The organism is Enterococcus sp. DIV0970a (assembly GCF_051711265.1).
Lineage (GTDB): Bacteria > Bacillota > Bacilli > Lactobacillales > Enterococcaceae > Enterococcus_D > Enterococcus_D casseliflavus.
This window is the reverse complement of the sequence record NZ_JBIOMF010000001.1, coordinates 3,013,828-3,036,881: the sequence shown is the minus strand read 5'-3', so window position 1 is coordinate 3,036,881 and position 23,054 is coordinate 3,013,828. Positions and strand designations below refer to the sequence as shown.

At 42.9% G+C, this 23,054-nt stretch carries 24 protein-coding genes and 1 tRNA gene; 11 read left to right on the top strand and 14 right to left on the bottom strand.

The window, feature by feature from the left end; all coding sequences use genetic code 11:
- Positions 1 to 10: 10 nt before the first annotated feature.
- The 4 genes from IGK14_RS14665 to IGK14_RS14650 all read right to left on the bottom strand — a co-directional run bounded on the left by IGK14_RS14665 (position 11) and on the right by IGK14_RS14650 (position 5,460).
- Positions 11 to 1,603 (bottom strand): alpha-glucoside-specific PTS transporter subunit IIBC, encoded by a 1,593-nt coding sequence (locus IGK14_RS14665; RefSeq protein ID WP_010749066.1) that lies wholly within the window; start codon positions 1,601 to 1,603, stop codon positions 11 to 13.
- 187 nt (positions 1,604 to 1,790) lie between these two features.
- Positions 1,791 to 2,462, bottom strand: a complete 672-nt coding sequence (locus IGK14_RS14660; protein WP_005233555.1) for a type 1 glutamine amidotransferase — start codon at positions 2,460 to 2,462, stop codon at positions 1,791 to 1,793.
- The gene (locus tag IGK14_RS14655) at positions 2,455 to 3,804 is read right to left on the bottom strand and encodes a Mur ligase family protein (protein ID WP_010749067.1); all 1,350 of its coding nucleotides are present in this window, start codon (positions 3,802 to 3,804) and stop codon (positions 2,455 to 2,457) included. The genes IGK14_RS14660 and IGK14_RS14655 overlap by 8 nt, the downstream gene beginning before the upstream one ends.
- A 198-nt stretch (positions 3,805 to 4,002) precedes the next feature.
- Entirely contained in the window at positions 4,003 to 5,460 is a 1,458-nt protein-coding gene (locus IGK14_RS14650) for a TrkH family potassium uptake protein (RefSeq protein ID WP_228074059.1), read from the bottom strand.
- A 313-nt stretch (positions 5,461 to 5,773) separates the two neighbouring features.
- Between IGK14_RS14650 and IGK14_RS14645 the strand changes: the two genes are divergently transcribed.
- Positions 5,774 to 6,568, top strand: coding sequence for an HAD family hydrolase (locus IGK14_RS14645; RefSeq protein ID WP_325167323.1), 795 nt, complete (start codon positions 5,774 to 5,776; stop codon positions 6,566 to 6,568).
- A 148-nt stretch (positions 6,569 to 6,716) separates the two neighbouring features.
- Here the strand turns inward: IGK14_RS14645 and IGK14_RS14640 are convergent, their stop codons facing one another.
- Together IGK14_RS14640 and msrA are read right to left on the bottom strand one after the other, a co-directional pair.
- Positions 6,717 to 7,781, bottom strand: coding sequence for an iron-containing alcohol dehydrogenase family protein (locus IGK14_RS14640; RefSeq protein ID WP_142962454.1), 1,065 nt, complete (start codon positions 7,779 to 7,781; stop codon positions 6,717 to 6,719).
- A 162-nt stretch (positions 7,782 to 7,943) separates the two neighbouring features.
- Positions 7,944 to 8,462, bottom strand: a complete 519-nt coding sequence (gene msrA, locus IGK14_RS14635; RefSeq protein ID WP_010749071.1) for a peptide-methionine (S)-S-oxide reductase MsrA — start codon at positions 8,460 to 8,462, stop codon at positions 7,944 to 7,946.
- A gap of 92 nt (positions 8,463 to 8,554) precedes the next feature.
- On the opposite strand from msrA, the gene IGK14_RS14630 reads away from it, so the two are divergent.
- From IGK14_RS14630 to upp, 9 genes are all read left to right on the top strand, one after another.
- Positions 8,555 to 9,076: an AAA family ATPase gene (locus tag IGK14_RS14630; RefSeq protein WP_010749072.1), complete on the top strand. Its 522-nt coding sequence runs from the start codon at positions 8,555 to 8,557 to the stop codon at positions 9,074 to 9,076.
- A 2-nt stretch (positions 9,077 to 9,078) separates the two neighbouring features.
- A complete protein-coding gene (locus tag IGK14_RS14625; RefSeq protein ID WP_010749073.1) occupies positions 9,079 to 9,504 on the top strand; it encodes a GNAT family N-acetyltransferase in 426 nt (141 codons plus the stop codon).
- Between the two features lie 65 nt (positions 9,505 to 9,569).
- Positions 9,570 to 10,151, top strand: a complete 582-nt coding sequence (locus tag IGK14_RS14620; RefSeq protein ID WP_010749074.1) for a GNAT family N-acetyltransferase — start codon at positions 9,570 to 9,572, stop codon at positions 10,149 to 10,151.
- Between the two features lie 136 nt (positions 10,152 to 10,287).
- Positions 10,288 to 10,872: a thymidine kinase gene (locus tag IGK14_RS14615; RefSeq protein ID WP_005227882.1), complete on the top strand. Its 585-nt coding sequence runs from the start codon at positions 10,288 to 10,290 to the stop codon at positions 10,870 to 10,872.
- 3 nt (positions 10,873 to 10,875) lie between these two features.
- Positions 10,876 to 11,949, top strand: coding sequence for a peptide chain release factor 1 (gene prfA / locus IGK14_RS14610; protein ID WP_438712534.1), 1,074 nt, complete (start codon positions 10,876 to 10,878; stop codon positions 11,947 to 11,949).
- Positions 11,942 to 12,799, top strand: a complete 858-nt coding sequence (gene prmC, locus IGK14_RS14605) for a peptide chain release factor N(5)-glutamine methyltransferase (RefSeq protein ID WP_010749075.1) — start codon at positions 11,942 to 11,944, stop codon at positions 12,797 to 12,799. Before prfA ends, prmC begins: the two co-directional genes overlap by 8 nt.
- 176 nt (positions 12,800 to 12,975) lie before the next feature.
- Positions 12,976 to 14,004, top strand: coding sequence for an L-threonylcarbamoyladenylate synthase (locus IGK14_RS14600; RefSeq protein WP_010749076.1), 1,029 nt, complete (start codon positions 12,976 to 12,978; stop codon positions 14,002 to 14,004).
- An 81-nt stretch (positions 14,005 to 14,085) separates the two neighbouring features.
- A complete protein-coding gene (gene glyA, locus IGK14_RS14595; protein ID WP_010749077.1) occupies positions 14,086 to 15,330 on the top strand; it encodes a serine hydroxymethyltransferase in 1,245 nt (414 codons plus the stop codon).
- A 248-nt stretch (positions 15,331 to 15,578) separates the two neighbouring features.
- Positions 15,579 to 16,208, top strand: a complete 630-nt coding sequence (gene upp / locus IGK14_RS14590) for a uracil phosphoribosyltransferase (RefSeq protein WP_005227894.1) — start codon at positions 15,579 to 15,581, stop codon at positions 16,206 to 16,208.
- A 174-nt stretch (positions 16,209 to 16,382) separates the two neighbouring features.
- Here the strand turns inward: upp and IGK14_RS14585 are convergent, their stop codons facing one another.
- The gene (locus IGK14_RS14585) at positions 16,383 to 16,619 is read right to left on the bottom strand and encodes a hypothetical protein (RefSeq protein WP_005227896.1); all 237 of its coding nucleotides are present in this window, start codon (positions 16,617 to 16,619) and stop codon (positions 16,383 to 16,385) included.
- A 126-nt stretch (positions 16,620 to 16,745) separates the two neighbouring features.
- Between IGK14_RS14585 and IGK14_RS14580 the strand changes: the two genes are divergently transcribed.
- Positions 16,746 to 16,818: transfer RNA gene (locus tag IGK14_RS14580), tRNA-Thr, on the top strand.
- A gap of 102 nt (positions 16,819 to 16,920) precedes the next feature.
- Here IGK14_RS14580 and IGK14_RS14575 read toward each other — a convergent pair.
- Genes IGK14_RS14575 through IGK14_RS14545 form a run of 7 tightly spaced genes read right to left on the bottom strand, consistent with a single transcriptional unit; the run spans position 16,921 to position 23,048 of the window.
- Positions 16,921 to 17,436 carry a YjbQ family protein gene (locus tag IGK14_RS14575; RefSeq protein WP_005227898.1) on the bottom strand — a complete coding sequence of 172 codons (516 nt, stop codon included), beginning with the start codon at positions 17,434 to 17,436 and terminating at the stop codon, positions 16,921 to 16,923.
- 4 nt (positions 17,437 to 17,440) lie between these two features.
- Positions 17,441 to 18,133: a triose-phosphate isomerase gene (locus tag IGK14_RS14570; protein ID WP_142962455.1), complete on the bottom strand. Its 693-nt coding sequence runs from the start codon at positions 18,131 to 18,133 to the stop codon at positions 17,441 to 17,443.
- Positions 18,133 to 18,981, bottom strand: a complete 849-nt coding sequence (locus IGK14_RS14565) for a class II fructose-bisphosphate aldolase (protein WP_010749079.1) — start codon at positions 18,979 to 18,981, stop codon at positions 18,133 to 18,135. The genes IGK14_RS14570 and IGK14_RS14565 overlap by 1 nt, the downstream gene beginning before the upstream one ends.
- 12 nt (positions 18,982 to 18,993) lie before the next feature.
- Entirely contained in the window at positions 18,994 to 19,278 is a 285-nt protein-coding gene (locus IGK14_RS14560; protein ID WP_010749080.1) for a PTS sugar transporter subunit IIB, read from the bottom strand.
- Positions 19,279 to 19,293: 15 nt separating this feature from the next.
- A complete protein-coding gene (locus IGK14_RS14555) occupies positions 19,294 to 20,631 on the bottom strand; it encodes a PTS galactitol transporter subunit IIC (RefSeq protein WP_010749081.1) in 1,338 nt (445 codons plus the stop codon).
- 15 nt (positions 20,632 to 20,646) lie between these two features.
- A complete protein-coding gene (locus IGK14_RS14550; RefSeq protein ID WP_010749082.1) occupies positions 20,647 to 21,102 on the bottom strand; it encodes a PTS sugar transporter subunit IIA in 456 nt (151 codons plus the stop codon).
- Positions 21,103 to 21,104: 2 nt separating this feature from the next.
- Positions 21,105 to 23,048, bottom strand: a complete 1,944-nt coding sequence (locus IGK14_RS14545) for a BglG family transcription antiterminator (RefSeq protein ID WP_010749083.1) — start codon at positions 23,046 to 23,048, stop codon at positions 21,105 to 21,107.
- Positions 23,049 to 23,054: the final 6 nt, after the last annotated feature.

Genomic DNA, 23,054 nt, shown 5'->3' with positions numbered 1-23,054 from the left:
TGTTTCCTCCTTAGTCTGATACAGCTAATAATTTTTCGAATTGTTCTCTCACTTGTGGCACATCCAGACCAACGATCACTTGGAAGGCGTTGCCGTTGCGAACAACACCATGGGCACCAGCGCCTTTAAAGATGTCATCTGGCAGCACTTGGTCTTGATCTTTGACGGTGATTCTTAGGCGAGTGGCACAATTAGTGACTTTATCGATATTATCGCGTCCGCCAAACCCTTCTAAGTAGACTGCGGCTTGTTCGGTGTAGCGATTGGCACCAGCCATCACTGGCGTTCCAGTGTTGGCTTGTTTTTCTTTGTAATCTTTTTTGGTGTACAGTTTGACTTCGCTATTGTTTTCTTCCCGTCCTGGTGTGGCTAACTTAAATTTGAGGATCAAGAAGCGGAAAACAAGGAAATAAAGGGCAGTAAAGGCTAACCCGATCACCAGCTGCGTGAAGATCATACTGCGATGATTTTGAAATAGCGGAATCCAGACCTTCGCCAACAGATCGATCAAGCCGCCCCCCATATCTCCAACAACCCCGAAGGCAAACATCGTTGCCGCCATGGTCGCTGCTAAAACAGCGTGCACCGCAAAGAGGGGTGGTGAGATAAAGAGGAAGGTGAATTCCAATGGCTCAGTGATACCAGCTAAAACGGCAGTTAAAGTGGCAGGGATCAAAATCGCTAAGACCTTCTTTTTGTTCTCAGGCTTGGCTGTGAAATAAAAAGCAGCAGCGATCCCTGGTGCAGCAAAGATCTTAGAATTGCCATGTAAAGCAAAGCCCCCTTCAGGGAAAAGCTCTTTCAATGGTCTGGTGGATTGGGCAAATTCTTGTAAATGTGCCATCCAGTATTTGGAGATTCCTTCTTCGACGACAGCGGGACCAAAAACAAAGGGGGTATACACGAAATGATGGAGACCTGTGGGAATCAATATTCGCTCTAAGAAAGTATAGAGCCAGACCCCAAAGACCCCAGCACTTGCTAAAAACCCTTGCATGGACCCAATGCCAGCTTGGACTTTCGGCCAAATCAATGCGATCAAGAAAGCAACTGGTAGCATTAAAAAGAAACCGAGGATCACGACAAAGGAAGAGCCTTGGAAAATTCCGAGAAAATCAGGCAGCTTCGTATCGAAAAACTTGTTGTGAAGATAGACGACGATCGCCGAAATAAAAATTGCTCCGATAATACCAGTATCTAATGTTTTAATGCCAGCGATCATTTTCAAGCCACTCTCACCGCCGGGATCAGCTGCAAAGTTGACACCGAAGAAGCGACCAAAGTACTCGATCATGCCAGAAATAAAATAATTACAAGTAATATAGACGACAAAGGCTTCCATTGCCGCTCGCGCATTGGCTTTTTTTGCGAGACCGATCGGTAATCCAATGACAAATAATAATTCCATTTGGTTGAAGACCGTCCACGCACCGTTTTCAATGATCGTCCAAATGTTGTACCACGTAGAGCCTTCAGTGGCGATGCTCCCCACAAGCATCGGATTTTTAAAGATAATACACAGCGCGACCATGATCCCTGAAAAGGAAAACAAGAGGACCGGGGTAAACATCGCACCGCCAAACCGCTGAACTTTTTCCATCATAATTTCTTAACATCTCCTTTCAATTTTTACTACAACCCCAGTATAGAAAAGAAAGATAGCGGTTACAATAAAGCGAGGCAGCATAGGAACGTAGAAGCAAACAAAGAGAAAAAGTGGCAACTGCGGGGAAATTTCCCATAAAAAAACAAACCTGTGAAACACAGGTTTGTTTGCTACGTACGTGTATTTAAATTTCGACGTTGCCATAACGATTGGCAAGGGCGGTGCGGATCAAGCGCTCTGCCAAATGCTCATTTCTTGCAAGGAGCGGTCCGTGGAAGTAAGAGCCGAACACATTGCGGTAAACCACGCCTTCGGTTTGGTCTTCGCCATTGTTTCCTTGTCCTTGGATGACTTTCCCCAATGGTTTTTCCCCTTTACCTAAGAAAGTACGGCCATTATGGTTTTCAAAGCCATAATAGGTCTCATCGAATTCTTCATTGTGGATCACGATGTCACCGATGAACCGGTTGTTTTCTTGGCTCAAGGTGTAATGATCCAAGGCGCCGATCCCCTTGATTTTCTCGCCGTTGGCACCGATGTAGTAATGACCCAGCAATTGATAGCCGCCGCAAATTGCCAGCATCACGCCATCATTTTCGATATAGCTTGTCAAGGCTTCTTTTTTTGATTGGATATCTTGTGAAACGATCACTTGTTCAAAATCTTGTCCGCCACCGAAGAAGACGAGATCATATTTTTCAGGATCGAAGGGCTCGTGAATGCTGACGACTTCTGCGTTGAAGGTCACGCCTAGTTTTTCGGCCACGTAGCGCAGCATCAAGAGATTGCCGTTGTCGCCATAAGTATTCAAAAGATTTCCATACAAGTGGGCAACATTCAGTTGATACTTAGTCACGACTCATTCCTCCTTTGATATAGCCTTTTTCCGCAAGCTTTTTGCGTAGCTGCAAGACTGCAGTGTAAGTCGCTAAAATATAGACTTTTTCTGTTGGTAAGTCTGCGATTTGCTTGATGACGTCATCAAGTTCAGGGGTTTCAATGATTTTTTTTTCAGGGATTCCCGCAACTTTTAGCCGCAACGCCATATCTTTGTGACGATCACCACCAGCGATCACTTGAGGAATTCCCATATCGGCAAACGCTTCATGGTCGCCATCCCAAATCCAGCTGACGTCGATCCCATCTGCGTAGTTGGCATTCAACAAGCTGACTAGCGAGAAAGGATAGGGCGACAGGCCGATCATATCGATGACTTGGTTCAAACCAACAGGGTTTTTAACTAAGACTAACGTACATTCTTTGTCCCCGATGCGGATCACTTCTTGGCGACCAAAGACTTTTTCGTCATAGGCCAAACCAGATTTGATTTTTGCAGGTGCTACGCCATAATATTCCGCAATCGCAGTTGCCGCCAGCGCATTGTAGACATTGTACATCCCACCAACTTCGATGCGATAGTCATTGCCATCGATCACAAAATCAGCAGAGGTGTTGTCCATTGCGGTCATTTCCGTCAGTTTATAATCCAATTCTGGACGATGGAAGCCACAATTTGGGCAGTAGTATTTTCCAAGGTTGGCATAGGTGATCATTTTGTAGTGCAAAATGTGATGACACTCAGGACACAACACGCCATCCGTATTGTAATGGGCCATCTGCTCTTCATCTGGCAAATGATCAAATCCATAGTATTTCCGCGGATTGACAGTTGCTACCGAATTGAACAGTGGCGAATCCCCATTGCAGAGGATCGTAGCTTCTGGTGAGTTTGCGGCACCTTCAACGATCATTTTATAGGTCGTATAGATCTCGCCATAACGGTCCATTTGATCGCGGAAAATATTAGTGAAAACGAACAATTCCGGTTTGATGTACTTCGTTACTTTGCTGAGACTGGCTTCATCGATTTCTAAAACCGCGAATTTTTTGCCTTTTTTAGGGCGTGCCGATAGAAAGGTTGAAACGATCCCTTGGACCATATTGGCGCCGGTGGGGTTCGTCAATACTTCATCAAATTCTTGGCGCAAAATATTGACAGTCAAGGCAGTCGTCAATGTTTTGCCGTTGGTGCCTGTGATCACGACGACTTGGTAATCTTTCGCCAAATGATCTAATATATGTGGATCAACTTTTAATGCTAATTTACCAGGCAGGCTTGAGCCGCCTTTGAAAAAGTTCTTTAATACCCATTGAGAGGTCTTACCGACTGAAACAGCCAGATGACTTCGTATTCCCATAATGTAACCCTCCATTAGAGCGAATGCTTTCATTGTGCAAATTCAATTTATCATACCATATACCAAGAAAAAGGTTAAATTGCTTTTGCGATTCTTTAAATTTCTGCAAAGACCATTCTGATAAATGGCTCTTTTACTTGCGATGATCAAAGGCTTGAAAAGCAAAACAGCAAACCTTCTGCCAGGTTTGCTGCTGCTTTAACCGATAATGATTTTTTCCGTTGGGTACTCGTAACCTAAGTCACGTGTTTCTTTTGGTACGAATAACATCAAAGTGTACAGCATACCGACACGGCCAATAAACATCAAAAGAGCAATCACGAGTTTGCCAATAGTTGATAAATCGCCCGTGATTCCTAAAGAAAGTCCTGTGGTTCCAAAGGCCGAGGAAACTTCAACAATGATGGCAATCAAAGGGATATCCTCGATGGCGGTCAAGAATAAGACACAAAAGAAGCACATGCCCATCGAAAGCATGAAGACTACCACCGATTTGCGGACGTCATCTTGATCGATGCGGCGACCAAAGATATTGATATTATCCTCACTTTTTAAGAAGGCATAGAGGTACAGCCCAATGATGGCAATGGTCGTCGTCCGAATCCCCCCACCAACAGAGCTGGGACTACAACCAATAAACATCAGCAAGGAGAAAACGATCAACGTCGTGGTTTGAAAGTTGCCTAAGTCATGGATCTGCAGGCCAGCATTCCGCGTTGTCATGGAATAAAACATGCTGTTCATCCACATACCGCTAAAGCTGTAATCTTTGAACAAATAATCTTTCTCAAGGAAAAAGATCGCTAATGTACCGCCGACAAAGAGGATCACGAAAGCCAAAACAGCAATTTTTGTGAATAATGAAAAGCGAAACGGCAAGCGGCGGCGTTGTTTTTTCATTTTAAAAAGAACCCATTCTCGAAAGTCCATGATCACTGGAAATCCGATCCCCCCGATAAAAATCAAAATCATGATACACGTCAGGAAGAAATAATCATGGGAAAACGGCAAGATGGAATTGCCCGTCACATCAAACCCTGAGTTGGTCACAGCAGAGATCGCTTGATAAAACCCATAAAAGATCGCATCTCGCCAATTGTCATAATAGCCGTAAAGATGAAAATAAACAGCGAAGATCGTACCTGCTACCAACTGACAAACTAAAATGATTGTAAACGTCGTTCGAATCATCCGAACGATCCCACTAAGCTTTGGCTGATTCATATCCGTCATGATCAACTGGCGCTGCTTTAAACTGATTTTGCGCCGTGAGACGATCGCAAAAAAGGTCGAGATCATCATGATCCCTAAACCGCCGACTTGAAAGAGGACTTCCAATAAGATGACCCCGTGGTCGTTAAACACGTCATTGATCGGGAAGGTAGTCAGCCCAGTGACACTGACCGTGCTGACCGCCATAAAGAACAGATCGATAAACGCGACATGAGAGCCGGGTTCTCGAAAGAAGGGGAGTGAAAAAAGCCCCAAAGAGACCACCGTCATCACGATATAATAAAAAACAATCACTTGGATTGAAGACACGTTCTGGGAAATAAACGTCTTGCTCCTGCGCTGCGTCAAGCGGGCAAAGCGGGTAAAGTTCATTACAAAAAACCCCTCACTAAATAAACTATCCCCAGTATACCAAAGAACCAAGTAGATTTGAAAGAAAGCAGGATAGAATTCATGGGAACAGAAATTGTGTAAGGAAAAGCTTTTGGAAAGGGCCGTTGGGTTAGAGGAAACGATCAGGCTGTGGTTCTTGCGGCAGCTTGATTGCTTAAGAAACTTAAAAACTCGAAGCAAATCAGTAAGGATTTCGCGATTTCAGAAGAAAACGCTGGCAATTTATGAGAAGATAAAAGAAGAAAAAGATAGCAGCGACGATCCGCACGGAACAATAGCGAGAAAGCGAACAAAAAAAAGCGCATCAAATTTTTTGAAAATCGAGACGGAAATGGGGAGTATCATGAAGAACGTGAAAATTATTTTTTTCGATGTTGATGGCACACTGATCGATATGAGCAAAAAGCAAATCTCTGAAAGAATGTTAGCCACATTAAAAGCCTTGAAGAAGCAAGGGATCCTGTTGTGCATTGCGACTGGCAGAAGTCCCATCGCGTTGCCGCAATTTGAAGGCGTGACCTTCGATGCGTTTTTGACCTTTAACGGATCGTATTGTTTTAATCAAGCCGAGGGGATCTACCAAAACCCCATTCCTAAAAAAGATATTCAGCAAATCATTGAAAATGCCACGGCACTCAAGCGTCCAGTAGCGATCGCTACGAAGGACCGAACGGTTGCCAATGGCAAAGATGCTGATTTAGGTGAGTATTTTTCCTTTGCCCACCAAGAAGTGATCGTGGCAGAAGATTTTGATGAGGTGATCCAACAGCAAGACATTTTTCAAGTGATGCTAGGCTCAGGGAAAGAAGACTACGCCAAAGTGATGGCAAATACCACGGAGGCGAAAATCACCGCCTGGTGGGATCGCGCAGTCGATATTATTCCAGCCAGCAGTGGGAAAGGAAGCGGCATTGCCAAAATGCTGGCTTACTATGGCTTGGATAAATCTGAAGCCATTGCCTTTGGCGATGGCAACAATGACATTGAGATGCTGGAGGCAGTCGGCTGGGGTCTCGCAATGGCCAATGCTTCGGATGAGTTAAAAGCAATCGCCGATGAAGTGATCGGTCACGTAGCCGAGGAAGGCATTTATCATTACTGCTTAGAAAACGGGCTGCTGGGTGAAGTCGTGCAGTGATAGGCAATGCTTCAGTTGCTGTTGCCCGTTAAGAACATGCGCAGCCAGGATCGCTACTGCGTGTCTGTTTGATCAAATAAAAAAACTGTTTCCGAAGTGCATTAGAGAAACAGTTTTTTTTATATAGTTGTTTAGCAATGTGTAAGGTTTACAGCGCCTCCACTGCTTCGATCGCCTGATAGACTTTTTCGGGTGTGATCGCAGGATCGATCAAAATAAAGGTTTCTTCTTCTTTGACAGCATAGGTCAGAACCGAGGCGAAGTAATCCCGATCAAGGCGTGTCACGTGGAGATCCTTCAGCTTCATTGGCAAGTGCAAAGCTTCGTAAAATGGCCGTAATTCTTCAATCACATCAAAATTATTGGTATAGGCAAGCTGGACCCAAATGCAGTAGGCGACTTTATTGCCGTGCAAGACACTATGAGTCTCACTCAAATAAGACAAGCCGTCATGCAACGCATGCGCACCAGACGTGCGGCCAAATTCGACTGCAAAACCACCAACTTCGCCTGCCAAAGCAATGATCGCATCGGTGATGCGGGCAAAGGCGGGGGTCAGCTGCCCGACTTCTAGGTCTTTGACAGCTTGGATCGCATCGGCAATCAACAAGTCTTTGATCAAAAGAGCGCTTTGGAAACCTAGCCGTACTAAGGCAGTCTTGTCGTCTTCTGCCATGTTGCGGACGATGGCTTCCATTTCATAATATTTGGCTAACGTATCAGCGATCCCAGCGATAAAGTAATCAACGGGTGTGGCTAGTAAAAAACGGGTGTCGACGATCGTCATGTAGGCACCTTTTTTGGCATAGTCGATTTTACAAATCGTATGATCAGGGTAATAGGCGACGATCACCGGGGTGAAGGGTGCACAGTTGGAAACCAATGTAGGGATCACGATCAATTCTGCGCCAAGGGTTTGGGCGGTGATTTTTGCTGTATCAGCGACCTTGCCGCCGCCGATTGCCACCACGGCATCCGCTTGCTGGATCGCTTCAGCTAAGGCTTGCGCATTTTCATAACTCGATGATCCATCGTAGCGGTAGATCGGGTAGTCAAATGAATGGGGGTAATAGGCTGAAAACACATCGAATGACTGCTCCCCAGTGATCACAGCAACTTCTTGGAACTCACTTAAATACTCTGGCAAATCAGCTAAGACCCCATCGCCAGTAATATATCGATTAGGACCTGGACGGACTTCATTGGCTAACATCAAACAAACACTCCTTTATAATCGTCAGAATTTTCTAATCAGTGTATCGCGAAAATGCCCTGATTGTCAATTTCCTTTTGGCAAAAGAAACAGAAAACAGCCGATCTGCCTTGGGAGCAAATCGGCTGTTAATGATAAATCGGGAGGCATGCTCCAAAAATGTTAGGCCCAGTTTTGGCGAATAAAGCCAGCTCGACCGGAGCCTTCGCTATAAGCATTGTAATGGGCTGCATTTTTCTTGTAAAAATCTTGATGGTAGTCTTCTGCAGGATAAAAAGGTTCTGCTGGTTCGATCTTCGTTACGATCGGACGGTCAAAGCGGCCGCTAGCTTGCAACTGCGCCTTTGAATTTTCCGCAACCGCTTTTTGTTCTTCACTATTGTAAAAAATCACTGGACGATAGGAATCACCACGGTCGGCAAACTGACCAAACGCATCCGTGGGGTCTGTCTGCTGCCAATAGATGGCAACCAATTCTTCATAAGAGATGACCTCAGGATCAAAGGTGATCTCAACTGCTTCGGTGTGACCGGTGGTTCCTGTCGTTACTTGTTGGTAGGTTGGGTTAGGCACATGGCCGCCAGTAAAGCCAGAAACCACTTTGAGGATGCCTGGCTGCGAGTCAAAAGGTTTCACCATGCACCAAAAACAACCGCCAGCAAAAATTGCCGTATCTTTCATAGGTATTCCTCCTTTGCTTCTATGGTATGCTTCTAGTAGAGAAAAACAAGAGATATGCTTAGAAAACAGGGCAATGAAGAAAGGAAGTTTGCATGGAAAGTATTTTGATTTTACTTCGAGGTAATTCTGGCAGCGGCAAAACCACTATTGCCAGAGCTGTTCAACACATTTTCGGTGAGAAAGCAGTGTTGATTTCACAAGATGTTTTTCGCAGAGAAATTTTTTGTGTCAAAGATAGCCCCAATAATTTAGCAATCGGTTTGATGAAAGAAGCCGTCTTGTATGCGAAGGGGAAAGTGCCATTGGTACTTGTTAAAGGAATTTATTCTCGTGAAAAATACCAAGACTTTCTCGACTTTCTGATTCAACTCTTTCCCGAAAGTAATCTCGTTTATTATTTTGATCTTTCTTTTGAGGAAACGGTCAAAAGACATCAGACCCGAATGCAGCGAGACCATTTTTCCGAGGAGAACATGCGTGAATGGTGGCTTGAGCGTGACTTGCTTTTCCCGCAGGAGTCTTTAAAGGAAAGGCTGATTAAAGAAGGGCAAACGATAGCAGAAACGGTCAATCATATCATGGCTGACTATGAAGAAATAAGAAGGCGGGATTGACTGTGGCGCTAATCATTGAACAAGGAAACGAGCAAGAATTGGCTGCTTTAGAATCAGCGTTAACAGCGTATACAAAGCACCAAAAACCATTTACGCAAACAGAAACCTATCAGAGCTTCAGTTGTGTAATCAAAAAAGAGGGGATGGTGATTGCTGGTGGCATTGCCTATGCCTCGATGTATCACATCGGTTATCTTGACACCCTGTGGGTCAAAGCATCCGAGCGGGGGAAAGGGTATGGTAAGCAGATTCTTACTGCTCTTGAACAGCAGCTGAAAGCATTTGGCTGTGAAAATTGTCAGACGGCGACCTTTGATTTTCAAGCGCCTGATTTTTATCAGCGATTGGGCTATGATGAAATTGGGAGAATCGCCCATACGCAAAATCAGCTAACAGAAATTTTTCTAGTAAAGAAATTACATGATTGATTCCAAATTAATTCTCAAATAAACCTTTGAACAAGGAAAAAACCAATGAAAGAGAGGCACAACCAATGTTAGATAAATCAATTCCATATGCAGAAATCTGGATGAAGCGAGCGCACAAAAGCACACCGATCCAGCCTGTTCAATCCGATAACTATTCATTACGCAGCTACCAAGCAGGAGACGAAAGGCACTGGGCACGGATTGAAACATCCGTCGGAGAGTTTGACAATGAGGCCGAGGCATTGGCGTATTTTGAAAAAGAATTTATGCCTGAGCAAGCACAGCTAGGACAGCGAATGTTTTTTGCCCTTGATCAATCAGGTACACCGGTCGGTACGGCTACCGCTTGGAAAAAAGCCAAGCAAGATGGCACACCGGTTCCACTAGTCCATTGGGTAGCAGTAATGCCGCAAGCTCAACGTCAAGGGATCGCTCGCGGCTTGGTCACGCAAGTCGTTTCTGTCTTGGAGGCAGCCAACGAACCGATGTATCTTCATACGCAAACCTGGAGCCACGCAGCAATCACGCTGTATCAGCAGCTTGGTTTTGTGATCATTGCAACGGATATCAATGGGAATGAAAATCCAGAATATTCGCTGGCTTGTCAAGTATTGGCAAAAGTTGCTCAAAAAGCCAGAAACGAGTAAGAGATGGCGGCGGCAAAAAATCCGTTAATTTTTCGTAAAACTCTTGCGTAAAAGGCGGCAGGTGTCGAATTTAAGTCTGTAAAAATTCTCCTTTTTCAAGTATAATACCAAAGGAGTATGAGGAAGGATGGGCGAGATGGCACAGCTTTTTTTTAAATATGGCGCAATGAATAGTGGGAAAACGATCGAGATATTGAAAGTTGCTCACAACTATGAAGAACAAGACAAACCAGTCGTGATCATGACAAGTGGATTGGACACCAGAAGCGGTGTGGGAAATGTTTCGAGCCGCATCGGCTTAGAACGAGACGCGATCCCGATTTTTGATGAAACGGATCTGTTCCATTTGATCAAAGACCTCGGTTACAAACCTTATTGTATTTTGATCGACGAAGCACAGTTCCTAAAGAAGCATCACGTGCTGGCTTTCACCAAAATCGTGGACGAGTTAGGTATCCCTGTGATGGCCTTTGGTTTGAAAAATGATTTCCGCAATGAATTATTTGAAGGCTCAAAATACTTGTTGCTTTACGCAGATAAAATCGAAGAGATGAAAACCATCTGCTGGTTCTGTCATAAAAAAGCAACCATGAACTTGCACTATATCGACGGAAAACCCGTTTACGAGGGCGACCAAGTACAAATCGGCGGTAACGAAGCGTATTATCCTGTTTGCCGCAAACATTACTTTCACCCGGGAATGAAAAAAGAAGGAGAATAATCAATGTACGATCAGTTACAAGCAATCGAAGACCGTTACGAAGCATTAGGCGAATTACTAAGTGATCCAGCCGTGATCTCTGACACCAAACGCTTCATGCAGCTTTCAAAAGAAGAAGCCAATACACGGGAAACGGTGGAAGTCTACCGTCGTTACAAAGAAGTTGTTGAGGGAATCAAGGATACCGAAGAAATGCTTGGGGAAAACCTTGATGCGGAAATGGCAGAGATGGCCAAAGAAGAACTCTCTGACTTGAAAAAAGAAAAAGATGTTTTAGAAGAACGCATCAAAATCTTGTTATTGCCAAAAGATCCGAATGATGACAAAAACATCATCATGGAGATCCGTGGTGCAGCAGGCGGCGATGAAGCAGCCTTATTTGCTGGCGATCTTTTCAATATGTATCAAAAATATGCGGAAAACCAAGGCTGGAAAGTCGAAGTCATGGATGCCAACGTCACTGGGATCGGTGGGTACAAAGAAGTCATCATGATGATCACTGGCGACAACGTCTTTTCAAAATTGAAATATGAGAGCGGCGCCCACCGAGTGCAGCGGGTACCGTCTACCGAATCACAAGGCCGAATCCATACGTCTACGGCAACGGTCGTGGTTATGCCCGAAGCTGAAGAAGTCGAAATCGATATCGCAGACAAAGATATTCGGACCGATATTTACCATGCCTCTGGTGCTGGTGGTCAGCACGTCAACAAAACAGCTTCTGCTGTTCGTCTGACGCACTTGCCAACAGGGATCGCTGTTGCGATGCAAGATGAGCGTTCACAGCTGAAAAACCGTGAGAAAGCGATGAAAGTCTTGCGGGCACGGGTCTATGACCAAATGCAGCAAGAAGCACAAAGTGAATACGATGCAAACCGTAAATCAGCAGTGGGTACCGGCGATCGTTCTGAACGGATTCGCACCTATAACTTCCCGCAAAACCGCGTAACAGATCACCGTATCGGGTTGACTATTCAAAAATTGGATCAAATTTTAGCTGGAAAACTCGATGAAATTGTTGATGCACTGATCGTTTACGATCAAACATCAAAATTAGATGAGATGCAAAATGGCTAAAACCTATCGAGAAGTCCTTTCACGGGCTTCTTCTTTTTTAGAAACGAAAGGGCTGGACGGGTATGCGATCCAATACCTGTTTTTACAGCGAAAAAACTGGCAGCAACTCGATTGGCTGCTGCAGATGGACCAACCCATCTTAAGGGAAGATGAGGCACAGATCGCAGCAGATCTTGAACAGCTGTTGCAGCATGAACCACCGCAATATTTATTAGGGTATGAAGAATTTTATGGGCATCGCTTAAAAGTGACCCCTGCAACCTTGATCCCGCGTCCAGAAACCGAAGAGCTGGTGGAAAAGTGTTTGGCAAAATTACCAGCAGATCAGCCGCTGCGAGTCGTAGACATCGGCACAGGTACTGGAGCGATCGCCATTGCCTTGAAATTAGCACGTCCCCAGTGGGCCGTGAGTGCCGTGGATCTTTCAGCAGAGGCATTAGCCGTTGCTAAAGAAAATGCGGCAGCCTTAGGCGCGGAGATTCGCTTTTTCCAAGGAGATACCTTAGAGCCCGTGGCAGATCAGCAATGGGATCTGATCGTTTCCAACCCACCGTATATCAGCGCTGAAGAGTGGCCGCTGATGGATATCAGCGTAAGAGAAAAAGAGCCTAAAATGGCGCTTTTTGCACAAGAACAAGGATTGGCGATCTATAAGCAATTGGCACAGCAAGCACCGAATTGTTTGGCGCCTAACGGGCAAATGGCGCTAGAAATCGGCTTTCAGCAAGGATTAGCTGTTCAACAGCTTTTTGCAGCCGCTTTTCCCAACAAAGAAGTCACTGTAGTAAAAGATCTTGCGGGTCAAGACCGGATGGTGTTCGTCAGTCATCCACAAGAAGTGGATAAATAAATTTTTTTTGCTACAGAAAAATTGCAAAAACCTTATGAAATGAACGACTTCTAAATAAACCGAGTTATAAACAGGGTTATCCACACTTGACAAACGACTTATCCACAAAATGTGGAAAAGAAACGAGAAAATGTTGATAAGTGTGGAAACTTCTCAAAAAAGGATGTGGATAAATTGTGGAAACAAAAATTTTTGATCAAACACAGTTGAACGAAGCAGCAGCTATTTTAGCTGAGGGGGGATTGGTGGCGTTCCCGACGGAAACCGTCTATGGACTAGGGGCTAGCGCGCTTTTGCCCACGGCTGTTGCGCAAGTATATCAAGTCAAAGGGCGACCTAGTGACAACCCTTTGATCGTTCATATTGCCGAGCCAGAGCAGTTGGAACCGTTTGTGGATAACAAGCATCCTTTTGCTGATAAATTGATGGAAACTTTCTGGCCTGGGCCCTTAACCTTGATCTTTTCGATCAAAAAAGACAGTTTACCTAGCATTGTTACTGGCGGCTTATCCACAGCGGCGTTTCGGATGCCAAACAACACCAAGACGTTAGCGTTGATCAAAAAAGCCCAACAGCCATTGGTTGGCCCTAGCGCGAATACTTCTGGTAAACCAAGCCCAACATCAGCTGCGCATGTTCAGCATGATCTGGCAGGCAAAATCGCTGGCATCTTGGATGATGGGGTGACGCAGATCGGTGTCGAATCAACGGTCTTAGATTTGAGTGACCCAACGGCGCCGCCGATCATCTTACGTCCTGGTGCGATCTCTAAAGAACAGCTTGAAGCAGTTTTACAAACAAAAGTCCTCGTCGATCAGCACTTAGTAACAGAAAGTGAAGCACCCAAAGCGCCGGGCATGAAATACAAGCACTATGCACCGAATACCAACGTCATGATGGTCAATGACCAAGATTGGCCGGCAGCCATGGCTTGGGCAAAAGAACAGCAGTTTAAGGTAGGGGTTTTAGCTGGACCAACGATCGCCGAGCAAGTCCGCTTTGAAGCTGCAGCCATCTATTTATTTTTTGATGACAGTGTGGAAGCCGCGACAAAAGGGCTGTTTGCTGGTTTACGGGCGTTAGATGAATCGATTGCTGAGTTAGATGTCTTATTTGCACCCACGTTTCCAGAAAGCGGCTTAGGGGCTGCTTATATGAATCGGTTGAAAAAAGCTGCAAATCAAAGTTTCTTTCAAGAAAATTAGCAAAAAACCAGAATTCATTATAGGTAGCTTATGAAGAAATGTGATACAATGCTACCATTAAGGTAAAGGGGTGTTGTAAGCATGGATTATCAAACGTTTGATCCCGAATTGTGGCAAGCGATCGAAAAAGAAACGAATCGTCAACAAAACAATTTGGAATTGATTGCGTCTGAAAATATCGTTTCAGAAGGTGTAATGGCTGCGCAAGGTAGTATTTTGACAAATAAATACGCTGAGGGTTATCCAGGTCGTCGTTACTATGGCGGTTGTGAATTTGTTGATGTGGTAGAAAACTTAGCAATTGAACGGGCGAAAAGTATTTTCGGTGCGGCATATGCCAATGTTCAACCGCATTCTGGTTCTCAAGCCAACACAGCAGCTTATTTAGCGTTGATCGAAACAGGCGATACAGTATTAGGGATGGATCTTTCCGCAGGCGGTCATTTGACTCATGGCTCACCAGTGAATTTCAGCGGCAAGACCTATAATTTTGTTAGTTATGGTGTTGATCCTGCAACAGAAGTCATAGACTACAATGTCGTTCGTATTTTGGCGCGTAAGCATCAACCGAAACTGATCGTTGCTGGTGCCAGTGCTTACTCACGTACGATCGATTTTGCGAAGTTCCGTGAAATCGCTGATGAAGTTGGCGCAAAATTGATGGTGGATATGGCGCATATCGCTGGTTTAGTAGCGGCTGGTCTTCATCCAAACCCAGTTCCTTATGCGGACATCACGACTTCTACGACCCATAAAACATTACGCGGCCCTCGAGGCGGCTTGATTTTAACAAATGATGAAGACTTAGCGAAAAAAATCAATAGTGCCGTTTTCCCTGGTATCCAAGGCGGCCCATTAGAGCACGTGATCGCAGCGAAAGCTGTTGCTTTTAAAGAAGCACAAGATGAGTCGTTCAAAGAGTACTCTGAGCAAGTCATCCGCAATGCACAAGCAATGGCGAAAGTCTTCAACCAAGCACCACAAGCCCGCTTGGTCTCTGGTGCAACAGACAATCACCTATTATTGATCGATGTGCGCGGCTTTGATTTGAACGGCAAAGAAGCAGAAGTTTTGCTGGATCAAGTCAATATCACCGTCAATAAAAACTCGATTCCTTTCGAATCATTAAGTCCTTTCAAAACGAGTGGAATTCGCGTGGGGACACCAGCGATCACTAGTCGCGGCTTTAAAGAAGAAGATTGTGTCGAAGTGGCGAAATTGATCGTCAAAGTTTTAGAAAAACCAAATGATGAAGCCGTTTTGGCAGAAGTAGCGGCGCAAGTCAAAGAATTGACGGACAACTATCCACTTTATAAAAATAAATAAAAGGGGACTGTGACAGAAGTTAAGGTCAGACAAGACGTCTCACGCTTTTTTCCTGCGCTACAGCTCTTTGATCACCGAAAGTGAAAAAGGGGCTAGAATGAACGCAGAGGCGTGTTTCATGCCGTCTTGTCTCCTTCCTTCTAACGCAATCCTTTTTTTGAGGAAAAGCAGTATTGCCTGTGGCAGATGGTTGTAACAAGAGCCGATTTGCTTTAAAATAAGAGAAAAACCAAAGGAGATTTTTTTAAATGGGTAAATTTCAAGTAATCGATCACCCGCTGATCCAACACAAATTAACAATGATCCGCGACAAGAACTGTGGAACAAAGGTTTTCCGTGAAGTTGTTAATGAAATCGCAATGTTGATGGCGTATGAAGTGTCTCGCGACATGCCGCTTGAAGATCTAGTGATTGAAACACCAATTGAAGAATCAACACAAAAAACACTATCTGGTAAAAAGGTAGCGATCATTCCGATCCTGCGTGCAGGTCTAGGCATGGTTGATGGTATCCTTGAATTGATCCCAGCCGCAAAAGTTGGCCATATCGGGATGTACCGTGATGAAGAAACGCTAGAACCACACGAATACTTCGTAAAATTACCTGAAGATATCGATGAACGTCAATTATTTATCGTTGACCCAATGTTAGCTACGGGCGGTTCAGCGATCATGGCGATCGACGCACTGAAAAAACGCGGCGCTTCAAACATGAAATTCGTCTGCTTAGTTGCAGCACCAGAAGGCGTGAAAGCATTGCAAGATGCCCATCCAGATGTTGACATCTATACTGCAAATCTTGATGAACGCCTAAATGAACACGGCTATATCGTTCCTGGTTTGGGCGATGCCGGTGACCGTCTATTCGGTACAAAATAAATCAATACAAATAAGACAAAGGCAACTGAAGTTTTGCCTCGTCAATGATGCCATGGAAGAAGATCGACAGCCAAAACGGTTCGATCTTCTTCCATGGCTTTTTTTGAGCTTTTCATAAAATCAGACAATGAAAAAAGGAGAAAATCAACTGATTTTCTCCTTGCATTAAACGGGTTATAGTTTGGTTAATTGTTTGTAATTGATGATCAATACACCATTACTTTGCGAAACTAATTTCTGGTTTTCTGGGGTTTCGTTCAGCTCGACCACCGCAGAGTTTTTCAACTGCTTTGTGATGGTACCAGTTTGTTTCTTCCCATGGAACGTGAACATGACAGGAGTAGCGACCTCAAACGTTGAACCTTCTTGTGACGGGACAATTGTTGTTTCGAATTTACCAAATGTTGCCATGTAAAAACCTCCTTGATACTTCTATTATATCACAATTTTCGGAAAATTTCAGTAAGTAGATTTTTTTCAGCAGACCTCTTTACAAAACAACCGTTTTTGCATATAATTTTCTTTGTGCCATACAACGCCAGCTTAGCTCAGTTGGTAGAGCAACGCACTCGTAACGCGTAGGTCACAGGTTCGAATCCTGCAGCTGGCATAAGAAATGAAAAACCATGAATCTTCTTTTAGAGGATTCATGGTTTTTCTTTTGCATGCGATAAGTAATCTCAATTTTTCCTGGTTTACCCGGTAACTGTTTTTATTCGCCCATTAGCATTACATGGCATGTCCTATTTCGCACACGATTTTGATCGAAATCAACAAAATAGATATAGCCTACGGAACCGATCTCTAGCTTGCCGTTACTTAAAATAAAACTTTCGCTTGCACCGAAAAAACTCGAGCGAATATGTGCATCGCCGTTTAAAATCGTTGCTGGATCTGTTGGGTAGTTTGGATCGTCCAGACTCATCAAAAATTCTAAATGCTTTGGTCCAGGATAACGGTAATCGGTATTTTCTGATAACTCACGAGGAATAATCTTATCGAGAATTCGGTTTAAATCAACTTGAAGAAATTCATCTCCGTTAAAGTCTGTATCATGCATGTATTCTTCAAAGATAACCGAACAGGTCGTATGAGGAGACTGTACGAGACAGATTCCATTTGAAATTCCACTTTTTTCAACCATCGTTTTCACTTCTTCTGTGATGTTGTGGTAAGACACTCGATTCCCGTTAGAAGTTAACGTCAGTTGCTCTTTTAAAAATTTCACAGTGTTAATCCTCCTTTTTATACTTCACCGCTTGTTTGATCATTTCTGTAAGGGTTTGAACTGGATCTTCTGCTTGCACAATGCCGCTTGTCCCACCAGTGCCATCAGCCCCTGACGACAAAGCTTTTTCAACATCGGCAGCACTAGATATACCAGCTGCCTGCAGAATTAGGATTTCTGGATCAATTTCACGAACAACACGATTTGTTTCCGTCATGTATTGAAGATCACTGGTTTGTCCTGTCCCAATTAGTTCTGTTGGCTCGCAAACCATCACATCGGGTTTTAGGGAAGCTGCGGCTCTTGCTTCAGTCAATGAATTCGCACAAACAATTGTTAAAATACCCAATTCATTTGAGCGTTGCATCGCTTTAGTCAGTTCTTGCAATGTCATGGGGTGTTCAGCATGGTTTAAAAAGGTAGCTTCAGCTCCGGCTTCTGCCACTGCTTCGGGTAAAACATAGCCCATTCCACGACCAATTTCGATTCCGTCTAAATGTTGGACAGTGACGAATAAATGTGTTGTTGCCTGTTTAATTAAAGAAACGTCTGCATGCTGAACAGTAAATAGAATGTCGATGTCATACAAAGATGACAACTCATCAGCAGCTTTTGCCAATGCCAATGCTTGTTTTCCATAAAGATAGGCTTTGGGATTGATGACAAAGAATGGCGTTCTTAAAGTTCTTTTTTTCATTAGCTTTCTCCTTCACGATAAGGTTTGGTATGAAAGACTGTAAAATAGTGCTCGAGTGTCTTGGACATTCCATTGCTTGCTGAGTGAAGTAGATCGAAATAGTCATTTGGTTGATTTTTGTGAATTTCATTCATAGCAGCAGTGACGAAGTCCGTAAAAATATTTATTTTACGGATACCTTCTAAGGCACATTTTTCAAGGTTTTCATCGCCAGAAGAGGATCCGCCATGCAGAACAAGAGGAACATTGACGGCATGGTGAATTTCATTTAAAACGTCAAAATTTATTTTGGGTATCCCTTGATAATGTCCGTGAGAGGTGCCAATAGAAACTGCCAACGAATCAACACCGGTTAATTTGGCAAATGCAACAGCCTCAGAAGGTTCTGTGTAAATAGATTGACTATTTACGGCTGATTCCAGACTGTTTTCCGACCCAACGTGCCCGATTTCCGCTTCAACAACGACACCATTTTTATGAGCGTAATCGGCGATCTCCTTTGACCGACGGACATTTTCTTCGAATGACTCCTCAGAAGCGTCGATCATTACGGAAGTAAAACCTAAATGAATGGCTCTTTTGATGTCCTCTTCATCGGTACCGTGATCTAAGTGCAAAGCGATAGGTGTAGTGCTTTTTTTTGCTAAAAATTTTCCAATCATGGCAGCCTCTTCTAAAGTCAACATGTTCACATGAGATTGAGCGAAGGCCAATATCAAAGGTTTGTTCAAACTTTCAGCAGTTTCCGCGTATGTTCTTGCACTAGTTAAGTCGAAAAAATTTGCTGCGGGTAATGCATAATTGTGTTTTTCTGCATGTGCGAATAGTTCTTTTGTTGTGACCAACATAGGGCATTCTCCTTATTCTTTGATTTTCTTTTCGATTTCCGCGTACATTTCTTCTGTACCAATCCCTGTTAAGAGTGGCAGCCCCATAATTACGCGATCTTTGATTGAGTCTGGAACAACCGTTGTACTCACCACGATGTCATAGTTATCAATTTTATTCATCTCATCTGCCACTTTGGATTGATACAGTTTCACTTGATCAGTCATCCCTTTTTCTTTCAGCCATTCTTTTACCTTATTTGTTACAATTGTTGAAGTTGCAACACCTGTACCACACATAATCAGTAATTTTTTCATTATCATTTCCTCCTATTATTTCGATGTTTGTTTCTTGGGACGAATTTTATTTACATAAATCAATCCAAACAAAACAGAGACGCCAATTATGGCTAAACCGCCCCAGCTTAATATTTTGGTTAAGCCGACATAAAGGAATGTGGTCCATAAACCACCTTCAGCCATAGCAGTGATCATAGAGTTTCCTTGTAGATCAAAGTTTGCGGATCGAGCAGCAGTAGTGACAAGCGGTGCTGCCCACGAAGTAATATATAGAATGCTTACCATATAAATCGTTCCAGCAATTACTGTTCGAATAATGTTTCCTCCAAAAACAGCAGCCATCAAGCAAATCAGAAAGGGAATAGTTGCTAAATCACCAAAAGGCAAGGTCGTATTGCCTGGTAGAACTACGGCTAACAAAATAGTGATCGGAACTAAAAGCAATGAGGAAGATAGGACAGCTGGATGACCAACCGATAATGCTGCATCCATACCGATGTAAAGCTCTCTTCCAGGAAACCGTTTTTTGACGAATTCATTTGCAGATTCAGAAATAGGCGTTAGACCTTCCATCAGTAAAGCCACCATTTTGGGCATCAAAACCATCACAGCGCCTGTTTGGACGGCTAATTGACCGACACCTGCTGTGTCATATCCGGCAAGTATTCCCATGATGAGACCAATCAAAAAGCCCATAACAGTAGAGTCACCAAAGACACCAAATTTTTTCTGAATGGTTTCTGGATCTGCTTTCCAATCTTTTAGTCCTGGAATACGATCAAAGAGCCAATTCATCGGTAGTGCAAAGATGAATCCTGGTGCGGCGGTACCATGAGGAAAAGTAATATTAGGAAACCCGTAGAACTTATTAATGATCGGACCTAAAATATCTCCCATTAAAAGAATCATCATCAAATAGATGACGGTCGCCGCGATTCCCATTGCAAAATCTCCAGTGAGGGCATAAATCAGAGAAGAGATGAAGGCTGCGTGCCAAATATTCCAAATATCTACATTCAATACTTTGGTTAGCCCTAAAATGATGAGTAGAACATTTAGGACCACACCAATCGGAATCGCAAGACTTCCTAAAATCGTCCCGTAAGAAATTGCCGCTGCGGCAGGCCATCCGACATCAATCGTTGTCAGATTTAATCCTAAACGTTCAACCATATGCTGTGCTGCGGGACCCAAACTGCTGCTTAGAAGGTCAATCACCAAATTCAATCCAACAAACCCAACGCCAACAGTTAAAGCTGAAGTAAAAGCTTTGCTAGGTTTTGTCCCCAAAATTATTCCAAAAATAAAAATTAAAATCGGCAAAACAACGATTGAACCTAGATCAACGAACCACTGTAATGCATTTAACATAATTGTTCCTCCTTTTTATTGCAGTCCATTTCTTTCAATAATCGAAAGATACTCTTCTTTAGTCGTTACTGAGGATAAGGCATCCAAAACCCCGGGTGTTTGAAACATAGAGATAAGATTTTGCAGCATACCCAATTGCTCATGTGGTTCCTTCAGTGCAAGCATGAACAACAGGGATACATCGATTTTCTTTTCTTGTGAACCCATTTCAATAAATGAAAGGGGAGAGGCAAGTGACATAAAAGCGACTTGGGATCGTAAAACAAATTTGCTGTCCGTGTGTGGGATCGCTACCCCAATGCCGTTAATTTTTAAACCTGTAGGAAAGGTTTCTTCTCGCTGTACGATATTTTGATAGAACTGATCATTTACACAATGAGTTTTGATGAGTTCGTCTGCTAATAGTCGAAAAGCTTCCTCTTTTGTTTTAGAATCTTTTTCAAGTAACACGATTTGGTGATCAAAAAACATGATCAATTTCCTCCTCTTAACAATCTTTGATACAGTTCTTCTTGCGTTTGACTATTAACGATCCATTGAATTTCTTCGGCTGAGTTAAACAATCCGTAAATCGAAGCGATCAACTCTTTTGCCTCGATCATGTTTTCTTCAGCAATCGCAAGCAAAACAATTAGTTGGATTTTTGTGTCTCCCCAAGTAATTGGCGCATCGAGGGTGAGAAAAGCAAGTTTTGTTTCTTTCACTGTATGTGGATCAGCATGTGGAATGGCTACTCCCGTCTTTAAGCCAGTGCTTCCTAGTTCCTCTCGTTCAAATAGAGAATGCTTAAATTTTGTTGTAACAAGCTTTTTTTTCAGATAATCATCTGCTAAAAAATCCAGTACATCTTTTTTTGTTCGAAACTTTTTTTTGACGAAAAGGAAAGTAGGATCTAAATATTTTTGTAATAAAGTCGTTTTCTGGTATTTTTTTGAGTAAAAATTTTTCTCATTCTCATTAAGATTAGATATCTTTGCTGAGATTCTTCCTATTTCTTCGGTAGTAGGAAGCGGCGAAATATAAATAACTGGCGGTGCTGTAATGTCCAATGGAATAGTTGATATGATCAGATCAACAGTCTCAAGAGATGTACTGGCCAGTTTACTTAAAGGAATGATCTCCAATACGGTATCAGCCGCGATCGTCTGTTTGATACGGTTAAAAATCAACTCCGATGTAGCAAAACCTGATTGGCAAACAATTAGTATATGGTTAGTAATTTTTATCTTTTCAAAGGCTAACTGAAAATGGATCGTCAGAAAAGAAACTTCGTCTTCTGTTAATAAGATTTGAAATCGCTCCTCTAAATCTCCAATTGCATATTTGGTCAATGTATACATTGTTGAGTATTGTTTTTTGATACTTTTTATCAGTGGGTTTTTCAATAAAATGCCTGTCTTTGATCGATGGATCATGGGAACGATATGAGCCAATAATGTTTGCAGTAATAATTTATCTTGTGTCAGATCTGCGTTTAACATATGTGACATTTTTTGAATAATTTGTTTCGTACAATTTGTGATAGTAGATTCGTGAGGCTCATCCATTTGTCCAAAAGGTTCGATACCGTGTGCTAATAACAGGGAACATACATATTGAATATCTGTATCACTAAATTGAACAGGTAGTTGCTGTTGGATCATTTCAGAAAAATCAACCGCGATCATATAGAATTTCATTCGTCTAAGTTCGTCAAATACTAGATGCTCTTGTTTTTCAATGTGTTTATCTATAAGAAGTCTTGAAAGAAAAATTCGCAATGAAAGCTTCAAGGATTCAATAGAATAATTATTGACTGGATGGCCGATTGTTTGAGTCATATCTGAGACAAATTTCTTCGTTAAATCGAGTACCTTAGAGTCAAAGAGATTGTTGACCAAAAGATTTTCACTGGCTTTGGCGTCGGTATACTTCTCTAAAAAAGATTTGAATACGTTTTGAGTAGCAGATTCAACTGAGGTTAGTTTGAGTCCGCTTGTAGTCATTTTTGTAGATACGTGATGGAATCGACAGAAAGCAACGATTTCATCAACATCTTTCTTTATTGACTGGTTGCTAATATAAAAATATTCAGAGAATTCCTGATAGTGCATTGGCTTTGCTGAAAACAGATAGTTAGCGAAAATAAAGATTTTACGATAATTAGGCGAAAATAGTTCGAGTTTAGTCTCTTTTTTTGCTAACAATCGATATCCATTCTGTTTCGCTGATTCAGAACCAGATAAAAAGATTCCTTTTCTTGGTACTTTTTTGATAGCTAGTCCCGAATCTTTTAGTTTCTTTTCTAAAGTCGTTAAATTGTTATAAACTGTTTTTTGGGATACATTTAACTGCTTTTGAAAAAAAGAGGCAGGGCGAAACTCCTTTTGTTCTAATAGCAATTGCAACAGTAGCTGTTCTCGATTACTTAAAATCATTGGTTC

Bases quoted from the DNA above. Each gene is read 5' to 3' on its own strand.
- IGK14_RS14565 (WP_010749079.1), bottom strand. From the start codon at position 18,981: ATGTTGGTCACAACAAAAGAACTATTCGCACATGCAGAAAAACACAAT.
- glyA (WP_010749077.1), top strand. From the start codon at position 14,086: ATGGATTATCAAACGTTTGATCCCGAATTGTGGCAAGCGATCGAAAAA.
- IGK14_RS14615 (WP_005227882.1), top strand. From the start codon at position 10,288: ATGGCACAGCTTTTTTTTAAATATGGCGCAATGAATAGTGGGAAAACG.
- IGK14_RS14560 (WP_010749080.1), bottom strand. From the start codon at position 19,278: ATGAAAAAATTACTGATTATGTGTGGTACAGGTGTTGCAACTTCAACA.
- IGK14_RS14555 (WP_010749081.1), bottom strand. From the start codon at position 20,631: ATGTTAAATGCATTACAGTGGTTCGTTGATCTAGGTTCAATCGTTGTT.
- prmC (WP_010749075.1), top strand. From the start codon at position 11,942: ATGGCTAAAACCTATCGAGAAGTCCTTTCACGGGCTTCTTCTTTTTTA.
- IGK14_RS14655 (WP_010749067.1), bottom strand. From the start codon at position 3,804: ATGGGAATACGAAGTCATCTGGCTGTTTCAGTCGGTAAGACCTCTCAA.
- prfA (WP_438712534.1), top strand. From the start codon at position 10,876: ATGTACGATCAGTTACAAGCAATCGAAGACCGTTACGAAGCATTAGGC.
- IGK14_RS14620 (WP_010749074.1), top strand. From the start codon at position 9,570: ATGTTAGATAAATCAATTCCATATGCAGAAATCTGGATGAAGCGAGCG.
- msrA (WP_010749071.1), bottom strand. From the start codon at position 8,462: ATGAAAGATACGGCAATTTTTGCTGGCGGTTGTTTTTGGTGCATGGTG.
- IGK14_RS14570 (WP_142962455.1), bottom strand. From the start codon at position 18,133: ATGAAAAAAAGAACTTTAAGAACGCCATTCTTTGTCATCAATCCCAAA.
- IGK14_RS14545 (WP_010749083.1), bottom strand. From the start codon at position 23,048: ATGATTTTAAGTAATCGAGAACAGCTACTGTTGCAATTGCTATTAGAA.
- IGK14_RS14665 (WP_010749066.1), bottom strand. From the start codon at position 1,603: ATGATGGAAAAAGTTCAGCGGTTTGGCGGTGCGATGTTTACCCCGGTC.
- IGK14_RS14585 (WP_005227896.1), bottom strand. From the start codon at position 16,619: ATGGCAACATTTGGTAAATTCGAAACAACAATTGTCCCGTCACAAGAA.
- IGK14_RS14550 (WP_010749082.1), bottom strand. From the start codon at position 21,102: ATGTTTTTTGATCACCAAATCGTGTTACTTGAAAAAGATTCTAAAACA.
- IGK14_RS14640 (WP_142962454.1), bottom strand. From the start codon at position 7,781: ATGTTAGCCAATGAAGTCCGTCCAGGTCCTAATCGATATATTACTGGC.
- IGK14_RS14630 (WP_010749072.1), top strand. From the start codon at position 8,555: ATGGAAAGTATTTTGATTTTACTTCGAGGTAATTCTGGCAGCGGCAAA.
- IGK14_RS14645 (WP_325167323.1), top strand. From the start codon at position 5,774: ATGAAGAACGTGAAAATTATTTTTTTCGATGTTGATGGCACACTGATC.
- upp (WP_005227894.1), top strand. From the start codon at position 15,579: ATGGGTAAATTTCAAGTAATCGATCACCCGCTGATCCAACACAAATTA.